We start from the raw sequence: 22,551 nt of genomic DNA, 5'->3' as shown, positions 1-22,551 counted from the left end.
CCGCGCCGCGCGCGGGCGTGACTCGGGCCGGGGCCGAACGGATTCCGGACGGGTGCGGGCCGCCGCTGGGCGGGGCCGGGCCGGTTCCGGCCGGGCGAGTTCGGGGCCGGGACGGCAGTCGAGACCGCGGCCCACCCCGGGGATGGACGGGGCGACGCGGTTCCGGTTCGGGGTGGGCCGGGTGGTCATGCTGGTCGCGCTGCTGGTGGCGGCCATTCAATTGCTGTGGGTGCAGAGCTTTTCCGCGCCGAAGCTGTCGGCGGAGGCGGCCAGTCAGCGCACCGTGCGGCTGCCGGATGTGGCGGCGCGCGGGACCATCACCGATCGCAACGGGAAGTCGCTGGCCTACACGATTTCGGCGAAACAGCTGACCTTTCAGCCGGTGAAGGTGCGCAAGGATCTGGCCGACGCGCACGAGAAGAAGCCGACCGCACCGGAACCGGACGCGCGGCTGCAGGCCATCGCCAAATACATTCACGAGAAGCTGGGCGCCGCGGCTCCCGAGAAGGACGTGCTGGCCAAGCTGCGCAGTGACGAGCCGTTCGTCTACCTGGTGCGCAATGTCGATCCGCGGGTCGCCTCGGATATCAGCCTGCAGTTCCCGGAGGTCGGCTCGGATCCGCAGGAGCTGCGCGAATATCCGGGCGGCTCGCTGGCCGCCAATATCATCGGCGCGACCGGCTGGGACGGGCACGGGCAGATCGGCCTGGAGTCCTCGATGGACGCCATCCTCGCCGGTTCCGACGGTTCGCTGACCTACGACCGCGGCTCCGACGGCGCGGTCATCCCGGGTTCGTGGCGCGACCGCCAGCCCGCCGTGAACGGCAACGGCGTCGAACTCACCATCGACTCGGACCTGCAGTACTACGTGCAGCAGCAGGTGCAGCAGGCCAAGGAGCTCTCCGGCGCGCAGGCCGCCTCGGCGGTGGTGCTGGACGCGCACACCGGCCAGGTGCTGGCCATGGCCAACGACTCCACCTTCAATCCGAAACTGGGACCGCAGTATTGGTCGCAATCCGACCTCGGCAACCCGTCGGTGCAGGAGGTGTACGAGCCCGGTTCGGTGAACAAGATCGTCACCGCGGCCGCGGCCATCGAATACGGGCTCACCAATCCCGATGAGGTGCTCCAGGTTCCGGGCAGCATCTCCCTCGGCGGCGTCACCGTGCACGACGCCTGGGATCACGGCGTCGCTCCGTACACCACCACCGGCGTCTTCGGTAAGTCCTCCAATGTGGGCACCCTGATGCTGGCCCAGCGGGTCGGCGAGGACCGCTACTTCGACATGCTCAAGAAGTTCGGCCTGGGCCAGCGCACCGGCGTCGGCCTGCCGGGCGAGAGCGCGGGCGTGCTGCCCACCCGCGACCAGTGGTCGGGTTCCACCTTCGCGAACCTGCCCATCGGCCAGGGCCTTTCGATGACCACGCTGCAGATGACCGCCATGTACCAGGCGATCGCCAATGACGGGGTGCGGATTCCGCCGCGCATCGTCAAGGCCAAGATCGCCCCGGACGGCGCCCGCACCGAGGAGGAGCAGCCCGAGGGCGTGAAGGTGGTCAGCCCGCAGACCGCGGCCACGCTGCGCCAGATGTTCCAGTCGGTGGTGCAGAAGGACCCGCGCGGCGTGCAGACCGGCACCGGCGGCCCGGCGGCCATCGAGGGCTACCAGGTGGCCGGAAAGACCGGTACGGCGCAGCAGATCGACGCCAAATGCCGTTGCTATTCCAGCGATCGGTACTGGATCACCTTCGCCGGGATGGCGCCCGCCGACAATCCGCGCTACGTGATCGGCATGATGCTGGACGCGCCGGTGCGCAGCTCCGACGGCAGCGGCGGCGGATCGGCCGCGCCGCTGTTCCACAGCATCGCCTCCTGGGCCTTGCAACGGGACCGGGTGCCGCCGTCGCCGCCCGCGAAACAGCTGATTCTGCAGGCGAGTTAGAGCAGGTAGGCGATGGATGTGACCCCCGCCGCGCTCGCCGTGGGGACGGGCGGGCGACCGAACTGCGCCGTGCCGACTGCGCGGCGATCGAACACAGGTAACCTGACACGTCGATCCGAGTCCCAATACTCGGAATCGGCATAAGACCACCATCCCGGAGAGGAGCTTCGTGCCCGCGCAGTCGCCGCCCCGCGGAGATTCGGCAGAGTCGCCCCGCGGAAACTCGAGCGAGCCGCAGGTGCTCCGGCCCGCCACCCCGCAGCCGACCGGCTTGCCCACGGTGGCCGAGCTGACGGGAGCCCGCCTCGCGTCGTCGCAGGTGACAGCGTGGGAGGAGGTGGTGGTCACCGGTATCGAGCAGCGTTCCAACGCGGTTCGGCCGGGTGACCTGTTCGCCGGACTGGCGGGCGCGAAGGCCCACGGCGCGCGGTTCGCCCGCGATGCGGTGGCGCGCGGTGCGGTCGCGGTGTTCACCGATCCGGCCGGCGCCGAGATCGCCGGCGAACTCGGCGTGCCGGTGCTGGTGCACGACACGCCGCGCGCGGTGCTCGGCGAGTTGTCCTCCGCTCTTTACGGTGATCCCTCTCGCAAACTGCGCATCGTGGGCATCACCGGCACCTCGGGCAAGACCACCACGTCGTACCTGGTCGAGGCCGGGCTGGCCGCCGCCGGGCTGCGCACCGCGCTCATCGGCACCATCGAGACCCGTATCGGCGGGGTCCGGGTGCCCTCGGCGCTCACCACCCCCGAGGCCCCGCAACTGCACGCCATGTTCGCGCTCATGGTCGAGCAGGGCGTGGACGCCGTGGTCATGGAGGTCTCCAGCCACGCCCTCGCACTGGGCCGGGTGGACGGCGTGGACTTCACCGTCGGCGCGTTCACCAACCTCTCGCAGGATCACCTCGACTTCCACTCCGACTTCGAGGACTACTTCGCCGCCAAGCGCCGCCTCTTCATCCCCGATGGCCCGGACAGCGCCGCCTCGCCCCGCCCGTCGGTGGCCGCGCGCACCTCGGTGATCTGCGTGGACGATCAGTGGGGCCGCCGCCTGGCCGGGGAGATCGCCGGCGATCTGCCGTCCGACGCCGCCTTGCCGACCGCGGCCGATCCCGCCGCCGGGGAGGCACCGCGCCGGCTGCTGACCGTTGCGACTACTGTTGGCGCACAGGCTGATTGGACCGTCACCGCATCGGCCGAGGGGCCCGGCGGCACCCAGGAGTTCACCGCCGCGGGCCCGCACGGCAAGGTGGATGTGCGCCTGCGGCTGCCGGGGGCGTACAACATCGCCAACGGCCTGCTGGCCGTCGCCGTGTGCGCGGCGGCGGGCGTGGACGAGACTTCCGCTGCGGCGGCGCTGGGCGCGGTCGACGTGCCCGGTCGCATGCAGCGGGTGGACCAGGGGCAGGATTTTCTGGCCGTGGTGGATTACGCGCACAAGCCGGCCGCGATCGAATCGGTCGTGGCCACGCTGCGTGCGTTGCTCACGGAGAAGGGGGAGGGGAGGTTGGCGGTGGTGGTCGGCGCGGGCGGCGACCGCGATGCCGGGAAGCGTCCTTTGATGGGCGCGGCCGCGGCGCGCGGAGCGGACCTGCTGATCATCACCGACGACAATCCGCGCAGCGAGGATCCGGCGAGCATTCGCGCCGCGGTCCGGTCCGGGGCCGTCGAGCTCCCGGACGGCGAGCGCGGGGAGGTCCGGGAAGTCGGGGATCGGGCCGCCGCGATCGAAACCGCCGTCGACTGGGCCCGCCCCGGTGACGTGGTGCTGGTCGCGGGCAAGGGACATGAGACAGGGCAGGAGATTTCAGGCGTGAAGTATCCGTTCGACGACCGCGAGGTGCTCGTGGCAGCCCTGTCGCGAAAGACGAGGGACCTGACGCATTCATGATCGAGATGACTCTGCGGGAGCTCGCGGAGGTCGTGGGCGGCACGCTGCACGACGTCCCCGACCCCGAGGCGAAGGTCACCGGACAGGCCGAATTCGATTCGCGCCGTGTGGGTTCCGGTGATCTGTTCCTGGCGCTGCCGGGGGAACGCGTCGACGGCCACGAGTTCGCGGCCAAGGCGATCGAACAGGGCGCGGTGGCGGTGCTGGCCGCGCGCCCGGTCGGGGTGCCCGCCGTGGTGGTCGCGCCGCGCCCGCACGCCAGCCGCGCCATCGCGCTGGCCGCCGATACCGATGGTTCCGGGGCCGCGGTCCTGGAAGCGCTCGCCAAGCTGGCCCGCGCGAGCGTGGACCGCCTGGTGGCCGGCGGCCTGACCGTGGTCGGCGTGACCGGATCCTCCGGTAAGACCTCCACCAAGGATCTGCTCGCGGCTGTACTGGCCCCGCTGGGACCCGTGGTGGCCCCGCCGGGCTCGTTCAACAACGAGCTGGGCCATCCGTGGACGGCCCTGCGCGCCGATGCCGAGACCAAGTTCCTGGTGCTGGAGCTGTCGGCCCGCGCACCCGGAAACATCAAGGCGCTCACCGAGATCGCGCCGCCGCGCGCCGGTGTGGTGCTGAACGTGGGCACCGCGCACCTGGGCGAGTTCGGCAGCCAGGAGGTGATCGCGCAGACCAAAGGCGAACTGGTGGAAGCCCTTCCGGCCGACGGCCTGGCGGTGCTGAACCTCGACGATCACCTGGTCGCCAAGATGGCCGAGCGAACGAAGGCCCGCGTGGTCACCGTCGGTCTGGCCGCCAACGCCGATATCCGCGCCACCGACGTCACCCTGGACGAGCAGGCTCGCGCGCGATTCACCTTGCACGCCAACGGCGAATCCATCGCGGTTCAGCTGGCCGTGCACGGCGAACACCAGGTCGGCAATGCCCTCTCCGCCGCCGCGGTCGCCATCGACCAGGGCGCGGATCTCGCCACCGTGGCCGCCGCCCTGGCCGGCGCCAAGCCGGTCTCCGCGCGCCGCATGGACGTGCGAACCCGCGCCGACGGCGTCACCGTCGTCAACGACTCCTACAACGCCAACCCGGATTCGGTGCGCGCCGCCCTCAAGGCGCTGGTCACCATGTCCAAGGCCGGTACCGAACCGCGCCGCAGCTGGGCCGTGCTCGGCGAAATGGGCGAACTCGGCGACGAATCCGTCCTCGAACACGACAAGATCGGCCGCCTGGCCGTGCGCCTGGATGTCGACCGCGTGGTCGTCGTCGGCGCCGGCCGTCCCGTGCGCGCCCTCTTCCAAGGCACCGTGCAGGAAGGCTCGTGGGGCGACGAAGCCGTCCACGTGCCGGATATCGCGTCCGCCATCGAACTGCTCGACGAAGAACTCGAACCCGGTGACGTGGTGCTGGTGAAAGCCTCCAAGTCCGTTGGACTGTGGGCGGTCGCCGAACATTTGACCGGTGCGGAGCAGGAGGCCGCCCGATGACCCAGATTCTGCTCTCGGCCGCGATCGCGCTGGCCGTTTCGATTCTGCTCACGCCCGCCGTGATCAGCTACTTCGCCAAACAGGGCTTCGGCCAGGAGATCCGGGTCGACGGCCCGGAGAGCCACAAGGCCAAGCGCGGCACCCCGACCATGGGCGGCGTGGCCATCCTGGCCGGTATGTGGGCGGGTTACCTGGGCTCGCACCTGATCTCGATGAGCTACGGCGAGCCCGGCCCCTCGGCCTCGGGTCTGCTGGTGATGGGCCTGGCCACCGCGCTGGGCGGCGTCGGCTTCCTGGACGACATGATCAAGCTGCGCAAGCAGCGCAATCTGGGCCTGACCGCGGCGGGCAAGTACATCGGCCAGCTGGGTTCGGCCATCATCTTCGGTGTGCTGGCGCTGCAATTCCGGAACGCGGACGGGCTCACCCCCGCGAGCCGGAAGCTGTCCTACGCCCGCGATATCACCACCCTGTCCATGGGCGTGATCATCTTCCTGCTGTTCGTGTCGCTGGTCGTGGTGGCCTGGTCCAACGCGGTCAACCTCACCGACGGCTTGGACGGCCTGGCCGCCGGTTCGATGAGCCTGGTGCTGGGCGCGTACATGATCATCACCTTCTGGCAGTGGCGCAATGCCTGCTCCACCCACGTGGCCGGCGGCTGCTACAACGTGCGCGATCCGCTGGACCTGGCGCTGGTGTGCGCCGCGGGCGGCGCCGCGTGTATCGGCTTCCTATGGTGGAATGCCGCGCCCGCCAAGATCTTCATGGGCGATACCGGTTCCCTCGCGCTGGGCGGTCTGCTCGCGGGCCTGTCCATCACCACCCGCACCGAACTGCTGATGATCGTGATCGGCGCGCTGTTCGTGGCCGAGGCCGCGTCGGTGATCCTGCAGGTGGCGGTGTTCCGGACCACCCGCAATCGATTGTTCAAGATGGCGCCCTTCCACCACCACTTCGAGTTAAGTGGCTGGGCCGAAACCACGGTGATCATCAGGTTCTGGTTGCTGGCCGGTATGGCATCGGCGATCGGCCTGGGCCTGTTCTACAGCGAATACCTCTCAGCGGTCGGGTGATAGGACGATGGTCGAACATGCTCCGCGGGTCCTGCGTTCGCCGGGACCCATGCTCGAATTCCTGCGCGGCCGTGATGTTCTCGTGGCCGGCTGGGGTGTTTCCGGGCGCTCGCTGATCGAGCCGCTCCAGGACATCGGCGCGCGCCCGGTGGTGACCGACGGCGGCGGCAAGGCCCTGGCCGAGGCCGCCGAACTCGGGCTGGCCACCGCCACCGCCCAGGACCTGCTGGAACCCGATGCGCTGCAACGCTTCGCGCTGGTCATCACCAGCCCGGGCTGGCGGCCGGATTCGCCGGTGCTGGTTTCCGCCGTCACCGAGGGCATTCCGGTCTGGGGTGACGTGGAATTCGCGTGGTGGGTGGATCAGGCGCGCATCTACGGGCCGGTCCGCAAGTGGCTGGTGATCACCGGCACCAACGGCAAGACCACCACCACCCAGATGACGCACTCGATTCTGCGTGCGGCCGGGATTCCCAGCGTGGCCTGCGGCAATATCGGGCTGCCCATCCTGGACGCGCTGCGCCGCAATCCCGGACCGCAGGTGCTGGCCGTGGAACTGTCCTCGTTCCAGCTGCACTGGGCGCCGTCGGTGCGCCCGGAAGCGGGCGTGGTGCTGAATGTGGCCGAGGATCACCTGGATTGGCACGGCGGGCTGGACGCCTACGCCGCCGCCAAGGCCCGGGCGCTGACCGGTCGCGTCGGCGTCGTCGGCCTCGACGATCAGGTGGCCGCCGCGCTGGCGCGTAAGTCCAAGGCGCGCCGCACGGTCGGTTTCCGCATCGGCGTGCCCGCTGACGGCGAACTGGGCGTGGTGGACGGCAAGCTGCTGGATCGCGCCTTCACCAAGGCCGCCATCCTGGCCGAGACCGGCGATATCAGCCCGCAGGGTCCGGCCGGTGTGGCCGACGCCCTGGCCGCCGCCGCGCTCACCCGCTCCATCGACGTGGCCCCGCAGTTCGTGAAAGAGGGGCTGCAGGAGCACAAGGTCGGCCCGCATCGCGCCGCCTTCGTGCGCGAACTCGCCGGCGTCGAATTCGTCGACGACTCCAAGGCCACCAACCCGCACGCCGCCCGTTCCTCGATCCTGGCGCACCAGTCGGTGATCTGGGTGGCGGGCGGACAGCTCAAGGGCGCGGGCGTGGAAGACCTCGTCGAAGAGGTGCGCGAGCATCTCGTCGCCGCCGTGCTCTTCGGCGCGGACGCCGCCGTGATCGCCGCCGCACTCGCGCGACACGCGCCGGATGTCCCCGTGGTGGAGCTGAATTCGGGGGACGATGCTCGGATGGGTGATCCCTTCACCGAAGTCGAACCCGAAGCGGTGATGGCCCGCGCCGTGCGCGTGGCCGCAGGATACGCCACTCGCGGCGACACCGTGCTGCTGGCTCCGGCCGCGGCCTCGTTGGACATGTTCGCCGACTACACGCACCGCGGCCGCAGCTTCGCGGCGGCGGTGCAGGCCCTGGACGAGAAGGACATCGGGAGACCGCAATGACCGCATCACGGCACGCCGGGAGTTCCACGCCGCGGCGTGCCGTGAAAACGGCCTCGGGTCCGGCCGCGCGCCGCACCGGCATGAGCTGGTTCGGGGCCTGGCTGGCCCGCCCCCTCGCCTCCTTCCACCTGGTGGTGGCGATCGCGGTGCTGCTCACCGTGCTCGGGCTGGTCATGGTGCTCTCGGCGTCCAGCGTCGAATCGTATGCCGGTGGCGGATCGGCGTATTCGCTGTTCATCCAGCAGGCCATGTTCGCGGTGTTCGGCGCGGTGCTGTTCTACATCGCGCTGCGGATTCCGTTGCGGGTGATGCGGCGGCTGTCGTTCCCGGTGTTCGCGCTGTCGGTGGTGGCGCTGGTGCTGGTGCTCATCCCCGGCATCGGCTCGGAGGTGCAGGGTTCGCGGCGCTGGTTCGACTTCGGGCTGGTGTCGGTGCAGCCGTCGGAGCTGGTGAAGATCACGCTCGTGGTGTGGGGGTCGCATCTGCTGGCCTCGCGGCAGAGCGAAAAGGCCGGGTACAAGGAAATTCTCATGCCATTGGTGCCCGCGGGCCTGCTGGTGTGTTTCCTGGTCGTGCTCGAGCCCAACCTGTCCACCACCATCGCGCTCGGCATCGTGCTGTCCTCGCTGCTGTGGTTCGGCGGGCTGCCGCTGCGCATGTTCGTGACCATCGCGGCCTCGGGCGCGGTGGCGGCGGCCATCCTGGCCTTGTCGGCCGGGTACCGGTCCGATCGCATGCGCGCCTTCTTCAATCCGGGTGAGGATCCGCAGGGCATCGGGTATCAGTCGCGGCAGGCGCTGTATTCGCTTGCCGACGGCGGGATCTGGGGCCGCGGGCTCGGGCAGTCCCGGGCCAAGTGGAGCTATCTGCCCAATGCGCACAACGATTTCATCTTCGCGATCATCGGCGAGGAACTCGGCTTCCTCGGATGTGCGCTGGTGCTCGGCCTTTTCGCGCTGTTCGTCTACACCGGCCTGCGCATCTCCACCCGCTCGGTGGACCCGTTCCTGCGGCTGCTGACCGCCTCGGCCACCACCTGGATCACCGGCCAGGCGCTGATCAACGTCGGCTACGTGGTCGGCCTGCTGCCCGTCACCGGCCTGCAGCTGCCGCTGGTCTCGGCCGGCGGTTCCTCGCTGGCCATCACCCTGTTCATGTTCGGCATCATCGCCAATGCCGCCCGCCACGAACCCGAGGCGGTGGCGGCGTTGCACGCCGGGCAGGACGGCCGGGTCAGCCGCATGCTCCGGCTGCCCAAGCCCGAAATGTATTCCCCCGCACGGGCCCAGGCCTCCCGCGCCCGCGCCAAGGCCAAAGCCAAGCCCAAGGTCAAAGCGGCTCCGCAACGCCGCGCGCTGCCGCCCACCGGACGCGGCCGGGGCGGATCGGACAACGGCGGCCGCCGCTCGATAGATTCGGATTCGGCCCGCCGTTCCAGCCGCTCCACCGAATCCTGGCGCAGCACCCGGGCCTGGGAACCCAGCTATCCGGTCAATCACGCGAGAGAACGAGGTAATTCGAGGTGACGGCGGCCGGCCTCCCGATGCACACGACCCGGCCACTGTCTGTGATCGTGGCCGGCGGGGGCACCGCGGGCCACATCGAACCCGCCCTCGCCGTGGCCGACGCGCTGCGCCGCCGCGACCCCGCCATCCGGGTCACCGCACTCGGCACCCACCGCGGCCTCGAGACCACCCTTGTCCCCGCCCGCGGCTACCCCCTCGAACTCATTCCGCCGATTCCCTTGCCCCGCACACTCACCGCCGACCTGCTGCGGCTGCCGGGCCGCATCCGCGCCGCGGTCCGCCGCACCCGCGAGGTGATCGACGCGGTGGACGCCGACGTGGTGATCGGCTTCGGCGGCTACGTCTCGCTCCCGGTCTACCTGGCCGCCGGACGCGGTCTGCGCGGTACTCGTAAGCGGGTTCCCGTGGTGCTGCACGAGGCCAATGCCATGGCGGGCATCGCCAACCGGGTCGGCGCGCGCCTGGCCACCCGGGTACTGGCCGCCGCACCCGATTCCGGTGTCCGCGCCGCGGGCCGCGCCGACGCCGAAATCATCGGCATCCCGGTGCGTTCCACCATCACCACCCTCGACCGCGCCGCCCTGCGCGCCGAAGCCCGCGCCCACTTCGGCCTGCCCGCCGACGGCCCGGTACTGCTCGCCTTCGGCGGCTCCCAGGGCGCCCGCTCCATCAACGAAGCCGTCTCCGGCGCGGCCCCGCAGCTGGCCGCCGCCGGGATCTCGGTGCTGCACGCGCACGGCCCCAAGCACACCCGCACGGCCGACCCGCGCGCGACACCCGGAGCCGGTGCCGCCAAATACCTTGCCGTGCCCTACCTTTCCCGTATGGACCTGGCCTATGCCGCCGCCGACGCGGTGATCTGCCGCTCCGGCGCGATGACCGTGGCCGAGGTGTCCGCGGTCGGCCTGCCCGCGTGGTATGTCCCGCTCCCGCACGGCAACGGCGAACAGGAGTTCAACGCCCGTCCGGTGGTCGCCGCCGGCGGTGGCAGAATCGTCGCGGACGCGGAGCTGACTCCGAAATACGTGATCGACGAGGTGATACCGCTGCTCATGGATCCTGACCGGCTGACCACGATGGGCCGTGCCGCCGCCGACGCGGGCCACCGCGACGCCGCCGACGCGGTCGCGCGCATCGCGATGGAGGTGGCGGGCCTATGACCACGGGAACCCTGCGAGTAATGGAGGTGGAGGGTCGATGACCGACGCGGCCGATATCGAGCGGACGGCGGTCGATCAGCAGACCGATCTGCCGGAGTTGTTGCAGCGCGTGCACATGATCGGGATCGGCGGGGCCGGCATGTCCGGTATCGCGCGGATCCTGTTGTCGCGCGGCGGGCTGGTGTCCGGATCGGACGCCAAGGAGAGCCGGGGCGTGCTGGCGCTGCGGGCGCGCGGGGCGCAGGTGCGGATCGGGCACGACGGGAGTGCGCTGGATCTGCTGCCGGGCGGGCCGACCGCGGTGGTGACCACCTACGCCGCCATCCCGAAGACGAATCCCGAACTGGTGGAAGCGCACAAGCGCGGGCTGCCGGTGCTCCTGCGCCCGGCCGTGCTGGCCGAACTCATGCAGGGGCACAAGACGTTGCTGGTGTCGGGCACGCACGGTAAGACGTCGACGACCTCCATGCTGGTCGTGGCGCTGCAGCACTGCGGGCTGGATCCGTCGTTCGCGGTGGGCGGCGAGCTGAACGAGGCGGGCACCAATGCCCATCACGGAACCGGCGGGATCTTCGTGGCCGAGGCCGACGAGAGCGACGGCTCGCTGCTGCAGTACGCGCCGGACGTCGCGGTGGTGACCAATATCGAATCCGATCACCTGGACTTCTTCGGGACCGACGAGGCGTACGTGCAGGTCTTCGACGATTTCGTGGACCGGCTCGAACCGGGCGGCAAACTGGTGGTGTGCCTGGACGATCCGGGTTCGCTGGGGCTGGCGCGGCGCTCGGCGGCGCGGTTGGCCGGCGATCCGCGCGGCATCGAGGTGATCGGTTACGGCTCGGGCGATTTCGCCGAAGCCGGCATCACCGTCGGTGCGCGGCTGCTGTCCTGGGAGCCGCGCGATGTGGGCGGCAATGCGGTGTTCCAGCTCTCGGACGAGGCCGCGCCGCGCGGGCTGCGGCTGTCGGTGCCGGGGCGGCACATGGCGCTCAACGCGCTCGCGGCACTGCTGGCCGCCCGCGCCACCGGAGCCGATATCGACGAAATCATCCAGGGCCTGGAGGGTTTCGGCGGCGTGCACCGGCGCTTCCAGCTCACCGGGCGCGAGAACGGCGTGCGCGTGTTCGACGATTACGCGCACCATCCGACCGAGGTGCGCGCGGTGCTGTCCGCCGCCGCCGAACTGGTCGCGCAGGAAGCCCGGGACGGTGCGCGGTCGCGGCCGGGCCGGGTGATCGTGGTCTTCCAGCCGCACTTGTACAGCCGCACCGCCACTTTCGCGACCGAGTTCGGCGCGGCCCTCTCGCTCGCCGACGAGGTCGTGGTGCTCGACGTGTACGGCGCGCGCGAGGAACCGCTGCCGGGCGTGAACGGCGCGCTGGTGGCCAATGCGGTCACCAAACCCGTGCACTATCAGCCGGATATGTCGCGCGTCGGCAAACAGGTCGGTTCGCTGGCCCGGCCCGGCGATGTGGTGATCACCATGGGCGCGGGCGATGTGACCATGCTGGGCAGCCAGATTCTGGACGGGCTGCGGGCGCGAACCTCACACGGGCGGTGACCGATGAGCCCGGGTGGGGGAGCGGACGGCAAATCCGGTCACGAGGACGATTGGGACGAAACGGATTCCGGGCGCGCGGGGGTCGCGGACTCCGCTGACGCCGCCGCGGCCGAATCCGCGGCGGCCCGGCGCGCCCGCTTGCGCCGGGGCCGCGCGCCCCGAGAATCGCGGCTCGGCAATGCCTTACGGTCCGGGCGGGTGCGCCTGGGCATCGCCGCGGGTGTCGTGGCGGTCATCGCGCTCGGACTGGTCGCCTGGTTCACGCCGGTGATCTCGGTCAGCACGGTCCGCGTCACCGGCCTGTCCACGGTTCCGGAACAGGAAGTGCTGACCGCGCTTCAGGTTCCGGAGGGCCTGTCCATGCTGCGCCTGGACACCAATGCCATGGCCGAACGCGTCGCCGCCCTGCCCAAGGTCCGGTCCGCCCGCGTGCAGCGGGTCTTTCCGTCCAGTGTCGAAGTGACGGTGGACGAACGAGTCGCGGTAGCCTATTTCGACAGCCCCGACGGCACCCATCTGCTCGATCGTGACAGCGTGGAATTCGCCATCGAACCGCCCTCGCCGAGCCTGCCCAAACTGGTCACCGAGCATCCCGGCGGCACCGACCCGGTGACCGAGGCGGCCGTGGCCGTGATCGCCGCCGCCCCACCGGATCTGCGCGTCCTGGTGGAACGGATCATCGCGCGCTCGGCCTCCGATATTGCTCTCGAGTTGCGCGACGGGCGTACCGTGCTGTGGGGTGGGGTGGCGGACTCGGCGCGCAAGGCGGCGGTCGTAATGCCGGTGCTGACCCAGGACGGCAAGGTGTTCGACATTTCGAGTCCGAATCTGGTCACGGTAAAGTGAGCGATACCCATTGGGCCGCCGGAAATTTCGGCGGCTTGCCGGAATGTCACCGCTGGTTCCGATCCCGGCACCGGAGGGCAACCGTCCACGATACGATGCGCAAGTGGGCCGGACGAGCCGAATCACACAAGATTCTGGTACTGCGTTCGGCGCGCCTGCGCCCGTAACGCGGTGGCTGCGAATACCGTTCGGCACCAGTCGGATACTTGACATAACGCTGAACCTATGGTTGAGGGTTTACCGGACCGAGACCAAACGGGTCGCGTAACGGCGAGTATCCGAAGACGACAAGCTTTTTGGATCGAAGGAAGGCGAACGCGAATGACGCCCCCGCACAACTACCTTGCTGTGATCAAGGTCGTCGGTATCGGCGGCGGCGGCGTGAACGCCGTCAACCGAATGATCGAACAGGGACTCAAGGGAGTCGAGTTCATCGCGGTCAATACCGACGCGCAGGCTCTGCTGATGTCCGATGCCGACGTCAAGCTCGACGTCGGCCGGGAACTCACCCGTGGTCTCGGCGCCGGCGCCGATCCGGAGGTGGGCCGCAAGGCCGCCGAGGACCACAAGGACGAGATCGAAGAGGTGCTCAAGGGCGCCGACATGGTCTTCGTGACCGCCGGTGAAGGCGGCGGCACGGGCACCGGCGGCGCGCCGGTGGTGGCCAGCATCGCCCGCAAGCTCGGCGCGCTCACCATCGGTGTGGTCACCCGCCCGTTCTCCTTCGAAGGCAAGCGCCGCAGCAATCAGGCCGAGGCCGGTATCCAGGCGCTGCGCGAATCCTGCGACACCCTCATCGTCATCCCCAACGACCGCCTGCTGCAGCTGGGCGATGCGGCCGTCTCGCTGATGGACGCCTTCCGCTCGGCGGACGAGGTGCTGCTCAACGGTGTGCAGGGCATCACCGACCTGATCACCACCCCCGGCCTGATCAACGTCGACTTCGCGGACGTCAAGTCCGTCATGTCCGGCGCGGGTTCGGCCCTGATGGGCATCGGCTCCGCCCGCGGCGAGGGCCGCTCGGTGAAAGCCGCCGAGGCCGCGATCAATTCGCCCCTCCTCGAGGCCTCCATGGACGGCGCCCACGGCGTGCTGCTCTCCATCGCCGGCGGCTCCGACCTCGGCCTCTTCGAAATCAACGAGGCGGCCTCCCTGGTGCAGGAAGCCGCGCACATCGAAGCCAACATCATCTTCGGTACCGTCATCGACGACTCCCTCGGCGACGAGGTGCGGGTAACCGTCATCGCCGCCGGTTTCGACGGCAGCGGCCCCGCCCGCCGCATCGAACCCGCCGTCGGCCGCCTGCCCTCCTCCTCGACGAGCACCGCCCGCGCCGTCGCCGGCGAGGTCGGCTCCGCGCGCACCGAATTCACCTCGCGCACCCCGGAACCGGCCCCCGTCCGCGCCCCGGAGCCCGCCCCGGCCCCGGTCTCCCGCATCCCGGCCCCGTCCTACGAACCGGCCCGCCCGGTCGAGCCGACGGTCCAGCACAACTCCCGCGAGCACATCCAGCCCTCCGACGATGACGACGAGGTGGACGTCCCGCCCTTCATGCGCCGGTAAGTTCCAGCGCCCATAGGGATTTCACATCGACCGTGCCCGCCCCGTCACCCCGGGGCGGGCACGGTCGTTTCACCGGTGAGCACGCCCCGCGCATGACATGTGCCACGCCCGCCAGGTGGGAGTTGCCCGGAGTTCACCACTACCCTCGTAGGTATGACTTCAGCGGCACCGGTTTTCCGGACCAGACGAGTGGTGACGTCCCGGACGGGCGGGTTCTCGCAGGCTCCCTACGACTCGTTCAATCTCGGTGATCACGTGGGGGACGATCCGGAGGCGGTGCGGCGCAATAGGGTTCGGCTGGCCGAGAGTATCGGGCTGCCGTTCGAGCGGCTGGTGTGGATGGAGCAGATCCACGGGCGGAATGTGGAGATCGTGGACGGGCCGCGGGCGGAGCCGGTTCCTGCCACGGATGCGCTGGTGACCACGCAGCGGGATCTGGCGTTGGTGGTGCTCACCGCGGATTGCGTGCCGATTCTTTTGTCGGACGACGAGGCGGGGGTGATCGCGGCGGTGCACGCGGGGCGGATCGGGGCGCGGATCGGGATCGTGCCGCGAGTGCTGGAGGCGATGGTTTCGGTGGGGGCGAAGCCCGAGCGGATCGGCGCGTTCCTGGGACCGGCGGCCAGCGGTCGCCAGTACGAGGTGCCCGCCGCCATGCGCGCGGACGTGGAGGCGCATCTGCCGGGGAGCGCGACCACCACGGCGAAGGGGACGCCGGGACTGGATCTGCGGGCCGGGATCCGGCGGCAGCTGGAGGCGGCGGGCGTGGCGGCGGTGGCCATGGATCCGCGGTGCACCATCGAGGACAAGACGCTGTTCAGCCATCGGCGCGGCGCGCCGACTGGAAGACTCGCCGGTGTGATTTGGATGGCATCGGAAGGAACCGCAGAATGACCGAAAACGGAGTCACCGCAAGGGGTTCCGAAATGGCGAACGAGGCGCAGGTCACTTTCGAAGGGGAAAGGGCCGAGCAACTGGCCGGTTCGCTGCGCGCCCTCACCGCTCGCATCGACGCTGCGTGCCGGGCCGCCGGGCGTGCACCCGGCGAGGTCCGGCTGCTGCCGGTCACCAAGTTCCACCCCGCTTCGGATATCGAGATCCTCTATGGCCTGGGGCTGCGTGAGTTCGGGGAGTCCCGTGAGCAGGAGGCATCGGGCAAGGTGGCGCAGTTGCGCCATCTGTCTCGAGTGCGCTGGGAATTTATCGGGCGCTTGCAGCGTAACAAGGCGAAATCCGTTGCACGCTGGGCAAATACGGTCTATTCGGTCGATTCCGACCGGTTGGCAAGTGCCCTGGACGCCGGCGCCCGGGCGGCCCTGGACGCGGGGGAGCGCGATACCCCGCTGCGGGTGCTGCTGCAAGTCAGCCTCGATGCCGACCCGGCCCGCGGCGGCGCCTACGAAGCGGAGTTGCTGGCCCTCGCCGATCAGGTGGAGACCGCCGCATCGTTGCAGCTCGGAGGCTTGATGGCGATCCCGCCGCTGGATGCCGAGCCGGACGCGGCGTTCGCGCAACTCGCCCGGCTCCATACCTCTCTTTTGGCGGAACATCCCCAGGCCACGGAGCTGTCGGCGGGTATGTCGAACGATTTGGAGGCCGCGATCCGCCACGGATCGACGTGCGTGCGTGTCGGAACCGCGTTGATGGGCGCGCGACCGATAACCTCGGCGTAGCAAAGAAACCTCATCAGTCACATTTGAAACATATGCTTGGTGACAGACGAGGTCTGAGCAGGACAACACCCCAGGCCAACCGGGGCCGAAGGAAGGTCGACCAGATGAGCGAGCGCAGCGAGCGGGAAAAGTACGCAGCCACGAGCGTGCTCGTGCTGGAAACGAGCGCCAGCGAGGTGGAAGCATGAGCACGCTGCATAAGTTCAAGGCGTACTTCGGGATGGTTCCGCTCGAGGATTACGAAGACGATTACGTCGACGACCGCGGAGTGAGTGGACCCGCCCGGAGTGCCGACGAGCGTGGCCAGCGTCGTGCCCCCCGTTCCTACGCAGATCGCGAGTACGACCGGTACTCCGACGAGCGCTACGACGACGAGCCGGCGTACGCCGAGCCGTCCTACAAGGCGCCGTACAAGCCGGGTTACAGCGTGTCCCGCCGGGACGACTACGCGGACGAGCGCGAGCGCGGCTACGACGCCGACGACCGCTACGAGCCGCCGCGCCGCCCCACCCGCATCGACACCGCGCCCTCCAGCCGCACCCGCAGCATGGGCGGCAGCGCGCCGAGCATGCGCGGCGCGACCCGCGGCGCCCTGGCCGTCGACACCGAGGCCGAGCGGCGCATGGAAGAGCTGCGGATGGAGGAGCGCCGGCTGGAGCAGCCCGCGCCGCGCCGTTCGCAGATCTTCGAGGACGGAGGCCCCTTGTCCAAGATCACGACACTGCGCCCGCGCACCTACGCCGAGGCCGCCATCATCGGCGAGCGGTTCCGCGACGGCACCCCGGTGATCATGGATCTGGTCGAGATGAGCAACTCCGACGCCCGCCGCCTGGTCGACTTCGCCGCGGGACTTGCCTTCGCCCTGCGTGGTTCGTTCGACAAGGTCGCCACCAAGGTGTTCCTGCTCTCGCCCGCCGACGTCGACGTCTCCGCCGAGGAGCGCCGCCGCATCGCCGAAAACGGTTTCTACAACCAGAAGTAACCAGCTGTACCGGTTCGGGAGTTATCGGTTGCGGTGGCGCGTGGGGGCGAGCCGCGACCAAAAGTAAACGGCGGCAACGAATTGCCGTTCGTCAACGGGGGTTGCGAAGAAGTCGCTGTCGCGCGGCTGACCGATTCAACGGCCGATTCGGCATGCGGGGGAAGCGATCATAGCGGGGGAATCTTACTGTGACCGGCACGATCCGTGTTTCTGTTTTGCTGATCATGGATTCTGAGGCAGAGTGGTCGGGTGGCCCTCTTCCAGGTGTTGTACTTGCTGCTCTTCGTCTTCTGGCTGCTGTTGATCGCCAGGGTCATCGTGGAGTTCATTCGCAGCTTCGCCCGGGACTGGCGACCCGCCGGGATCCTGGTGGTCATCCTGGAGGTGATCTTCACGATCACCGACCCACCGGTGAAACTTCTGAGGCGTTTGATACCCCCAGTGAATCTTGGGGGAATTCGGCTCGATCTGTCGATTATGGTGCTGCTGTTTATCGTCTTCATCCTGATGACGATCACGGGCTCGCTCGGGCAGTCGGTAGCTCAGGTGTGACAGAATGGGCCGAAAGAATGCTTGCCCAGATCTACCGCTAGATCTCCATACGAAGCGTGAAGGGATCGTTCCATGCCGCTGACCCCCGCCGATGTTCATAACGTCGCGTTCAGCAAACCACCGATCGGGAAGCGCGGCTACAACGAGGATGAAGTCGACGCCTTCCTCGACCTGGTCGAGCAGGAGCTCTCACGCCTCATCGAAGAGAACGCCGATCTGCGCCAGCGGGTCGCCGAGCTGGATGCCGAACTGGCCGACGCCAAGAAGAACCGCGGCCCGGTACAGGCGGTGAAGGGCCCGCAGGTCCCCGAGCCGGTCAAGGCCGCGCCGGTGGCCCCGCCGCCGCCCATGCCGGCTCCCGCGCCGGTCGCCCAGGTCAAGGCCGAGGCCCCGTCCGCGGACGCGAATCTGCAGGCCGCCAAGGTGCTTTCGCTGGCCCAGGAGATGGCCGACCGCCTCACCTCCGACGCCAAGACCGAGGCCGAGCAGCTCCTGGCGAATGCCAGAGCGAACTCCGAGCGCCTGGTCAGCGACGCCCGCACCCGCTCCGAAGCGATGATCGCCGACGCCCGCCAGAAGGCCGAGGCCATGCTGTCGGACGCGCAGAACCGCTCGGATTCCCAGCTCCGCCAGGCCAAGGAGAAGGCCGACGCCCTGCAGGCCGACGCCGAGCGCAAGCACACCGAGATCATGGCCACCATCACCCAGCAGCGCAGCGTGCTGGAGAGCCGGATCGAGCAGCTCAAGACCTTCGAGCGCGAGTACCGCGTGCGCCTGAAGTCCTACCTGGAATCGCAGCTGGAAGAGCTGGAGAACCGCGGCTCCGCGGTGCCGGTCGACGGCGGCGAGTTCGGCGAGGGCGCGTCCGGCAACGGCGCACTCCTGAAGGGCGGCAAGTAAACTCGTAACTACGGACATCGGTGTCGCATTGCCCGGTCCTGACGGCCGGGCGGCGCGGTACCTCCACCGCCGCTATCGACACAGCGCTAGGGGTTGGTGCTCTTGCTCGTAGTGACGCTCGTTCTCGCGGCCATCGGCTTCGGCTTGCTGGTAACCGCGCTGACCACCGGTTCGGTGATCTGGGCGTGGGGCTGCATCGTGGTGTGTGTGATCGGCGCGGTGCTGCTGCTGGTGAGCGCGTTGTCGCTGCGTGACGGTGACGAGGACGCCGAGTCTCATCCCGGCGGCAGGCACGCCAGGCATTAGGTCTCCCGGCACCAGGTTTCGGCAAGCGACCTGGACGGGCGGGCCGGGGGAATATCCACTGGACGCGCCCCGCTAGAATCGGACACAGCAGTTCGGCGTCGATCCGGCCATCACCGGGGAGCCTTCGGAAGAACGGCGCGGGATTTCCGCGCTCACTAGAACCGAACGGGTGAGCCCGTCACAGCTCGCAATGAAGTGGTTCGGCCGCAGGAGTCTCGTCACGGCCGGGCAAGCGGGGTGGTACCGCGGTCACGGCGCACCGAGCGCCGGGATTCGTCCCCGTGCCTACCAGGTGATGGCACGAGGAGACGAGAGGCCGCGATGGCGGACGAGACGACCACCCGAAACGCGTACCCCCGGGTCGAACTGGCCGCGACCGGCGGTCCGGTGTCGTTCCCGGACTTGGAGCAGCGCGTGCTCGAGTACTGGAGCGCCGACGACACCTTCCGGGCCAGCATCGAGAACCGTTCCGATGCAGAGGAATTCGTCTTCTACGACGGCCCGCCGTTCGCGAATGGCCTGCCGCACTACGGTCATCTGCTGACCGGATACGTCAAGGATTTGATCCCGCGTTTCCAAACCATGCGCGGTAAGAAGGTCGAACGGCGATTCGGCTGGGATACTCACGGGCTGCCCGCGGAAATCGAAGCTGAGAAGCAGCTGGGTATCACGGACAAATCACAGATCGATGCCATGGGGCTCGCGGAATTCAATGCCGCGTGTAAATCCTCGGTGCTTCGCTACACCAACGAGTGGCGCAACTATGTGACCCGTCAGGCCCGCTGGGTCGACTTCGACAACGACTACAAAACCCTCGACCTGGACTTCATGGAATCGGTCATGTGGGCGTTCAAGTCGTTGTACGACAAGGGTTTGATCTATCAGGGCTTCCGGGTGCTGCCCTACAGCTGGTACGAGCAGACCCCGCTGTCCAATCAGGAAGCGCGCCTGGACGACGCCTACCGCATGCGCCAGGATCCCGCGGTCACCGTGGATATGGTGCTGTCGGTGCCGGCGGATCATCCGCTGTCGGCCCTGGACGGCGCGAACGCGCTCATCTGGACCACCACGCCGTGGACGCTGCCGTCCAACCTCGCCATCGCCGTGCACCCGGACGTCACCTACGCGCACGTCGAGGGCAAGGACGGCAAGCGCTACCTGCTTGCCGCCGAGCGCGTCTCGCACTACACGCGCGAGCTGGGCGACGAACCGGTCGTGCTGTCCGAGCACACCGGCGCGGCGCTGGCCGATCTGCGCTACGCCCCGCCGTTCGACTTCTTCCTCGGCCACCCGAACGCGCACCGCGTGCTGAACGCCGACTATGTCACCACCGACTCCGGCACCGGCATCGTCCATCTCGCACCGGCTTTCGGTGAGGAGGATATGGACGTCGCCACCGCGGCCGGCATCGAACTGGTGCAGCCGCTGGACGCGGGCGGCAAGTTCACCTCGATGGTGCCGCCGTACGAGGGCCTGATGGTCTTCGACGCCAACCCGGTCATCATCAAGGACCTCAAGGCGGCCGGAAAGCTGCTGCGGCACGAGACCATCGAGCACTCCTACCCGCACAGCTGGCGTTCCGGGCAGCCGCTCATCTATATGGCGGTGCCGTCCTGGTTCGTGGCCGTCACCAAGTTCCGCGATCGCATGGTCGAGCTCAACAAGGAGATCACCTGGGTTCCGGAGCACATCCGCGACGGCCAGTTCGGCAAGTGGCTGGAGAACGCGCGCGACTGGAACATCAGCCGCAACCGCTACTGGGGCGCGCCCATCCCGGTGTGGGTGTCGGACAACCCCGAATACCCGCGCGTGGACGTGTACGGCTCGCTCGATCAGCTCGAGCACGACTTCGGCGCGCGTCCGGAAGACCTGCACCGGCCGATGATCGACGAGCTGGTGCGCCCGAATCCCGATGACCCGACCGGGAAGTCGATGATGCGGCGCGTGCCCGAGGTCCTGGACTGCTGGTTCGAGTCCGGTTCCATGCCGTATGCCCAGGTGCACTACCCGTTCGAGAACAAGGAATGGTTCGAGGGCACCGCCGACGCGGCCCCGCACTCGCCGGGCGATTTCATCGTCGAGTACAACGGCCAGACTCGCGGCTGGTTCTACAACCTGCACGTGCTCTCGACCGCGCTCTTCGACCGCCCGGCGTTCAAATCGGTGGTGGCGCACGGCATCGTGCTCGGCGACGACGGCATGAAGATGTCGAAGTCCAAGGGCAACTACCCGAACGTCAACGAGGTCTTCGACCGCGACGGCTCGGACGCCATGCGCTGGTTCCTGATGGCGTCCCCGGTCCTGCGCGGCGGCAACCTGATCGTCACCGAGCGCGGCATCCGCGAAGGCGTCAGCCATGCGCTGCGCCCGCTGTGGAACGCGTGGACCTTCCTGCAGCTGTACGCCTCGACGCCCGGCACCTGGCGCACCGACTCCAGCAATGTGCTGGACCGGTACATCCTGGCCAAGCTGGCGCAGACCCGCGACGTCATGACCGAGGCGCTCGAGGTCTTCGACATCGCCGGGGCCTGTGACGAGCTGCGCTCGTTCGCCGACGCGCTCACCAACTGGTATGTGCGCCGGTCGCGTTCGCGCTTCTGGGAGGAGGACCGCGACGCCATCGACACCCTGCACACGGTCCTCGAGGTGACCACGCGGCTGGCGGCCCCGCTGTTGCCGCTGCTCACCGAGGTGATCTGGCGGGGCCTGACCGGCGGCCGTTCGGTGCATCTGACCGATTGGCCGGCCGCGACCGATCTGCCCGCCGATCCGGACCTGGTCTCGGCCATGGACGAGGTGCGCACGGTGTGCTCGACGGTGCTGAGCCTGCGCAAGGCGCAGAACCTGCGGGTGCGGCTGCCGCTGTCGGAGGTGACCGTGGCCGCCGCCGACGCGGAACGACTGCGCGAGTTCGCCGAGCTGATCGCCGACGAGGTGAACGTCAAGAAGGTCGACCTCACCACCGATGTGGCCTCGCACGGCCGCTTCGAGCTGGTCGTGAACGCCCGGGCCGCCGGTCCGCGCCTGGGCAAGCAGGTGCAGACGGTCATCAAGGCGGTCAAGGCCGGCGAGTGGAGCGAGGCCGCCGACGGCACCGTGACCGCGGCGGGCATCGCGCTGCTGCCCGAGGAGTACACCCAGCGCCTGGTCGCCGCCGAACCCGAATCCACCGCCGCGCTGCCCGGCAATAGCGGTCTGGTGGTGCTGGATTCGGTGGTCACCGAGGAATTGGAGGCCGAGGGCTGGGCCCGCGACCTGATCCGCGATCTGCAGGAGACCCGCAAGTCCCTGGGCTTGGACGTCTCCGACCGCATCACCGTGGTCCTCGAGGTGCCGGCCGAGCGGCTGGGCTGGGCGGAGACGCACCGCGAGCTGATCGCCGGTGAGATCCTGGCGACCGCACTCACCTTCGGGGATGCGGGCGCGGGGGCGGCCGAGATCGTCGGCGGTGTGAAGGCGGCGGTCACCAAGGCGTGAGCGCAGCCGTCGCCACGGCGGCGGGTGTGAGGTGAGGCAGGGGCGGGATCCGTACGGGTCCCGCCCCTGTCGCACGCTGTGATGTCGAGACCGTGGCCGTTTCCGTCATGTCGCTCCCGCGGCAGCGCGCTT

The 22,551-nt window shown here is 69.0% G+C and carries 17 protein-coding genes; all 17 read left to right on the top strand.

From position 1 onward, the window contains the following. Window positions 1-142 precede the first annotated feature (142 nt). Window positions 143-1,942 (top strand): peptidoglycan D,D-transpeptidase FtsI family protein, encoded by a 1,800-nt coding sequence (locus NY1_RS23690; RefSeq protein ID WP_084535258.1) that lies wholly within the window; start codon window positions 143-145, stop codon window positions 1,940-1,942. Between the two features lie 169 nt (window positions 1,943-2,111). After that, complete coding sequence (locus NY1_RS23685) at window positions 2,112-3,830, top strand: UDP-N-acetylmuramoyl-L-alanyl-D-glutamate--2,6-diaminopimelate ligase (protein ID WP_084535257.1); 1,719 nt, start codon at window positions 2,112-2,114, stop codon at window positions 3,828-3,830. Beyond that, window positions 3,827-5,308: a UDP-N-acetylmuramoyl-tripeptide--D-alanyl-D-alanine ligase gene (locus NY1_RS23680; protein WP_067717364.1), complete on the top strand. Its 1,482-nt coding sequence runs from the start codon at window positions 3,827-3,829 to the stop codon at window positions 5,306-5,308. The genes NY1_RS23685 and NY1_RS23680 overlap by 4 nt, the downstream gene beginning before the upstream one ends. After that, window positions 5,305-6,381: a phospho-N-acetylmuramoyl-pentapeptide-transferase gene (gene mraY / locus NY1_RS23675; protein ID WP_067717361.1), complete on the top strand. Its 1,077-nt coding sequence runs from the start codon at window positions 5,305-5,307 to the stop codon at window positions 6,379-6,381. Before NY1_RS23680 ends, mraY begins: the two co-directional genes overlap by 4 nt. A gap of 49 nt (window positions 6,382-6,430) precedes the next feature. Beyond that, the gene (gene murD / locus NY1_RS23670) at window positions 6,431-7,873 is read left to right on the top strand and encodes a UDP-N-acetylmuramoyl-L-alanine--D-glutamate ligase (protein ID WP_067717748.1); all 1,443 of its coding nucleotides are present in this window, start codon (window positions 6,431-6,433) and stop codon (window positions 7,871-7,873) included. Beyond that, window positions 7,870-9,399, top strand: coding sequence for a putative lipid II flippase FtsW (gene ftsW, locus NY1_RS23665; RefSeq protein WP_084535256.1), 1,530 nt, complete (start codon window positions 7,870-7,872; stop codon window positions 9,397-9,399). The genes murD and ftsW overlap by 4 nt, the downstream gene beginning before the upstream one ends. Before the next feature lie 17 nt (window positions 9,400-9,416). Beyond that, a complete protein-coding gene (gene murG / locus NY1_RS23660; RefSeq protein WP_067717745.1) occupies window positions 9,417-10,559 on the top strand; it encodes an undecaprenyldiphospho-muramoylpentapeptide beta-N-acetylglucosaminyltransferase in 1,143 nt (380 codons plus the stop codon). 37 nt (window positions 10,560-10,596) lie between these two features. After that, window positions 10,597-12,120, top strand: a complete 1,524-nt coding sequence (gene murC, locus NY1_RS23655; protein WP_067717360.1) for a UDP-N-acetylmuramate--L-alanine ligase — start codon at window positions 10,597-10,599, stop codon at window positions 12,118-12,120. A gap of 3 nt (window positions 12,121-12,123) precedes the next feature. Beyond that, on the top strand, window positions 12,124-12,966 hold the full coding sequence (locus NY1_RS23650) for a cell division protein FtsQ/DivIB (RefSeq protein WP_084535255.1): 843 nt from the start codon (window positions 12,124-12,126) through the stop codon (window positions 12,964-12,966). Window positions 12,967-13,287: 321 nt separating this feature from the next. Then, window positions 13,288-14,529 carry a cell division protein FtsZ gene (gene ftsZ / locus NY1_RS23645; RefSeq protein WP_067717358.1) on the top strand — a complete coding sequence of 414 codons (1,242 nt, stop codon included), beginning with the start codon at window positions 13,288-13,290 and terminating at the stop codon, window positions 14,527-14,529. A 153-nt stretch (window positions 14,530-14,682) separates the two neighbouring features. Next, entirely contained in the window at window positions 14,683-15,423 is a 741-nt protein-coding gene (gene pgeF / locus NY1_RS23640) for a peptidoglycan editing factor PgeF (RefSeq protein WP_067717356.1), read from the top strand. 32 nt (window positions 15,424-15,455) lie between these two features. Continuing rightward, on the top strand, window positions 15,456-16,202 hold the full coding sequence (locus tag NY1_RS23635) for a YggS family pyridoxal phosphate-dependent enzyme (RefSeq protein ID WP_067717349.1): 747 nt from the start codon (window positions 15,456-15,458) through the stop codon (window positions 16,200-16,202). A gap of 184 nt (window positions 16,203-16,386) precedes the next feature. Next, window positions 16,387-17,184, top strand: coding sequence for a cell division protein SepF (locus NY1_RS23630; RefSeq protein WP_067717346.1), 798 nt, complete (start codon window positions 16,387-16,389; stop codon window positions 17,182-17,184). A gap of 249 nt (window positions 17,185-17,433) precedes the next feature. Then, window positions 17,434-17,736: a YggT family protein gene (locus NY1_RS23625; RefSeq protein WP_067717345.1), complete on the top strand. Its 303-nt coding sequence runs from the start codon at window positions 17,434-17,436 to the stop codon at window positions 17,734-17,736. A gap of 72 nt (window positions 17,737-17,808) precedes the next feature. Continuing rightward, on the top strand, window positions 17,809-18,636 hold the full coding sequence (gene wag31 / locus NY1_RS23620) for a DivIVA-like cell division protein Wag31 (RefSeq protein ID WP_067717343.1): 828 nt from the start codon (window positions 17,809-17,811) through the stop codon (window positions 18,634-18,636). Window positions 18,637-18,738: 102 nt separating this feature from the next. Then, complete coding sequence (locus NY1_RS23615) at window positions 18,739-18,942, top strand: hypothetical protein (RefSeq protein ID WP_067717741.1); 204 nt, start codon at window positions 18,739-18,741, stop codon at window positions 18,940-18,942. Window positions 18,943-19,263: 321 nt separating this feature from the next. Further along, complete coding sequence (gene ileS / locus NY1_RS23610) at window positions 19,264-22,419, top strand: isoleucine--tRNA ligase (RefSeq protein ID WP_067717340.1); 3,156 nt, start codon at window positions 19,264-19,266, stop codon at window positions 22,417-22,419. Window positions 22,420-22,551 lie beyond the last annotated feature (132 nt).

Source organism: Nocardia yamanashiensis NBRC 100130 (assembly GCF_001613325.1).
Lineage (GTDB): Bacteria > Actinomycetota > Actinomycetes > Mycobacteriales > Mycobacteriaceae > Nocardia > Nocardia yamanashiensis.
This window is presented reverse-complemented; position numbering and strand designations above follow the sequence as displayed.

Excerpts from the sequence above, each read along its gene's own strand:
- murG (WP_067717745.1), top strand. The coding sequence starts at position 9,417 with ATGCACACGACCCGGCCACTGTCTGTGATCGTGGCCGGCGGGGGCACC.
- NY1_RS23630 (WP_067717346.1), top strand. The coding sequence starts at position 16,387 with ATGAGCACGCTGCATAAGTTCAAGGCGTACTTCGGGATGGTTCCGCTC.
- murC (WP_067717360.1), top strand. The coding sequence starts at position 10,597 with ATGACCGACGCGGCCGATATCGAGCGGACGGCGGTCGATCAGCAGACC.
- ftsZ (WP_067717358.1), top strand. The coding sequence starts at position 13,288 with ATGACGCCCCCGCACAACTACCTTGCTGTGATCAAGGTCGTCGGTATC.
- ftsW (WP_084535256.1), top strand. The coding sequence starts at position 7,870 with ATGACCGCATCACGGCACGCCGGGAGTTCCACGCCGCGGCGTGCCGTG.
- pgeF (WP_067717356.1), top strand. The coding sequence starts at position 14,683 with ATGACTTCAGCGGCACCGGTTTTCCGGACCAGACGAGTGGTGACGTCC.
- NY1_RS23635 (WP_067717349.1), top strand. The coding sequence starts at position 15,456 with ATGGCGAACGAGGCGCAGGTCACTTTCGAAGGGGAAAGGGCCGAGCAA.
- NY1_RS23690 (WP_084535258.1), top strand. The coding sequence starts at position 143 with ATGGACGGGGCGACGCGGTTCCGGTTCGGGGTGGGCCGGGTGGTCATG.
- mraY (WP_067717361.1), top strand. The coding sequence starts at position 5,305 with ATGACCCAGATTCTGCTCTCGGCCGCGATCGCGCTGGCCGTTTCGATT.
- NY1_RS23650 (WP_084535255.1), top strand. The coding sequence starts at position 12,124 with ATGAGCCCGGGTGGGGGAGCGGACGGCAAATCCGGTCACGAGGACGAT.
- wag31 (WP_067717343.1), top strand. The coding sequence starts at position 17,809 with ATGCCGCTGACCCCCGCCGATGTTCATAACGTCGCGTTCAGCAAACCA.
- NY1_RS23680 (WP_067717364.1), top strand. The coding sequence starts at position 3,827 with ATGATCGAGATGACTCTGCGGGAGCTCGCGGAGGTCGTGGGCGGCACG.
- ileS (WP_067717340.1), top strand. The coding sequence starts at position 19,264 with ATGGCGGACGAGACGACCACCCGAAACGCGTACCCCCGGGTCGAACTG.
- murD (WP_067717748.1), top strand. The coding sequence starts at position 6,431 with ATGCTCGAATTCCTGCGCGGCCGTGATGTTCTCGTGGCCGGCTGGGGT.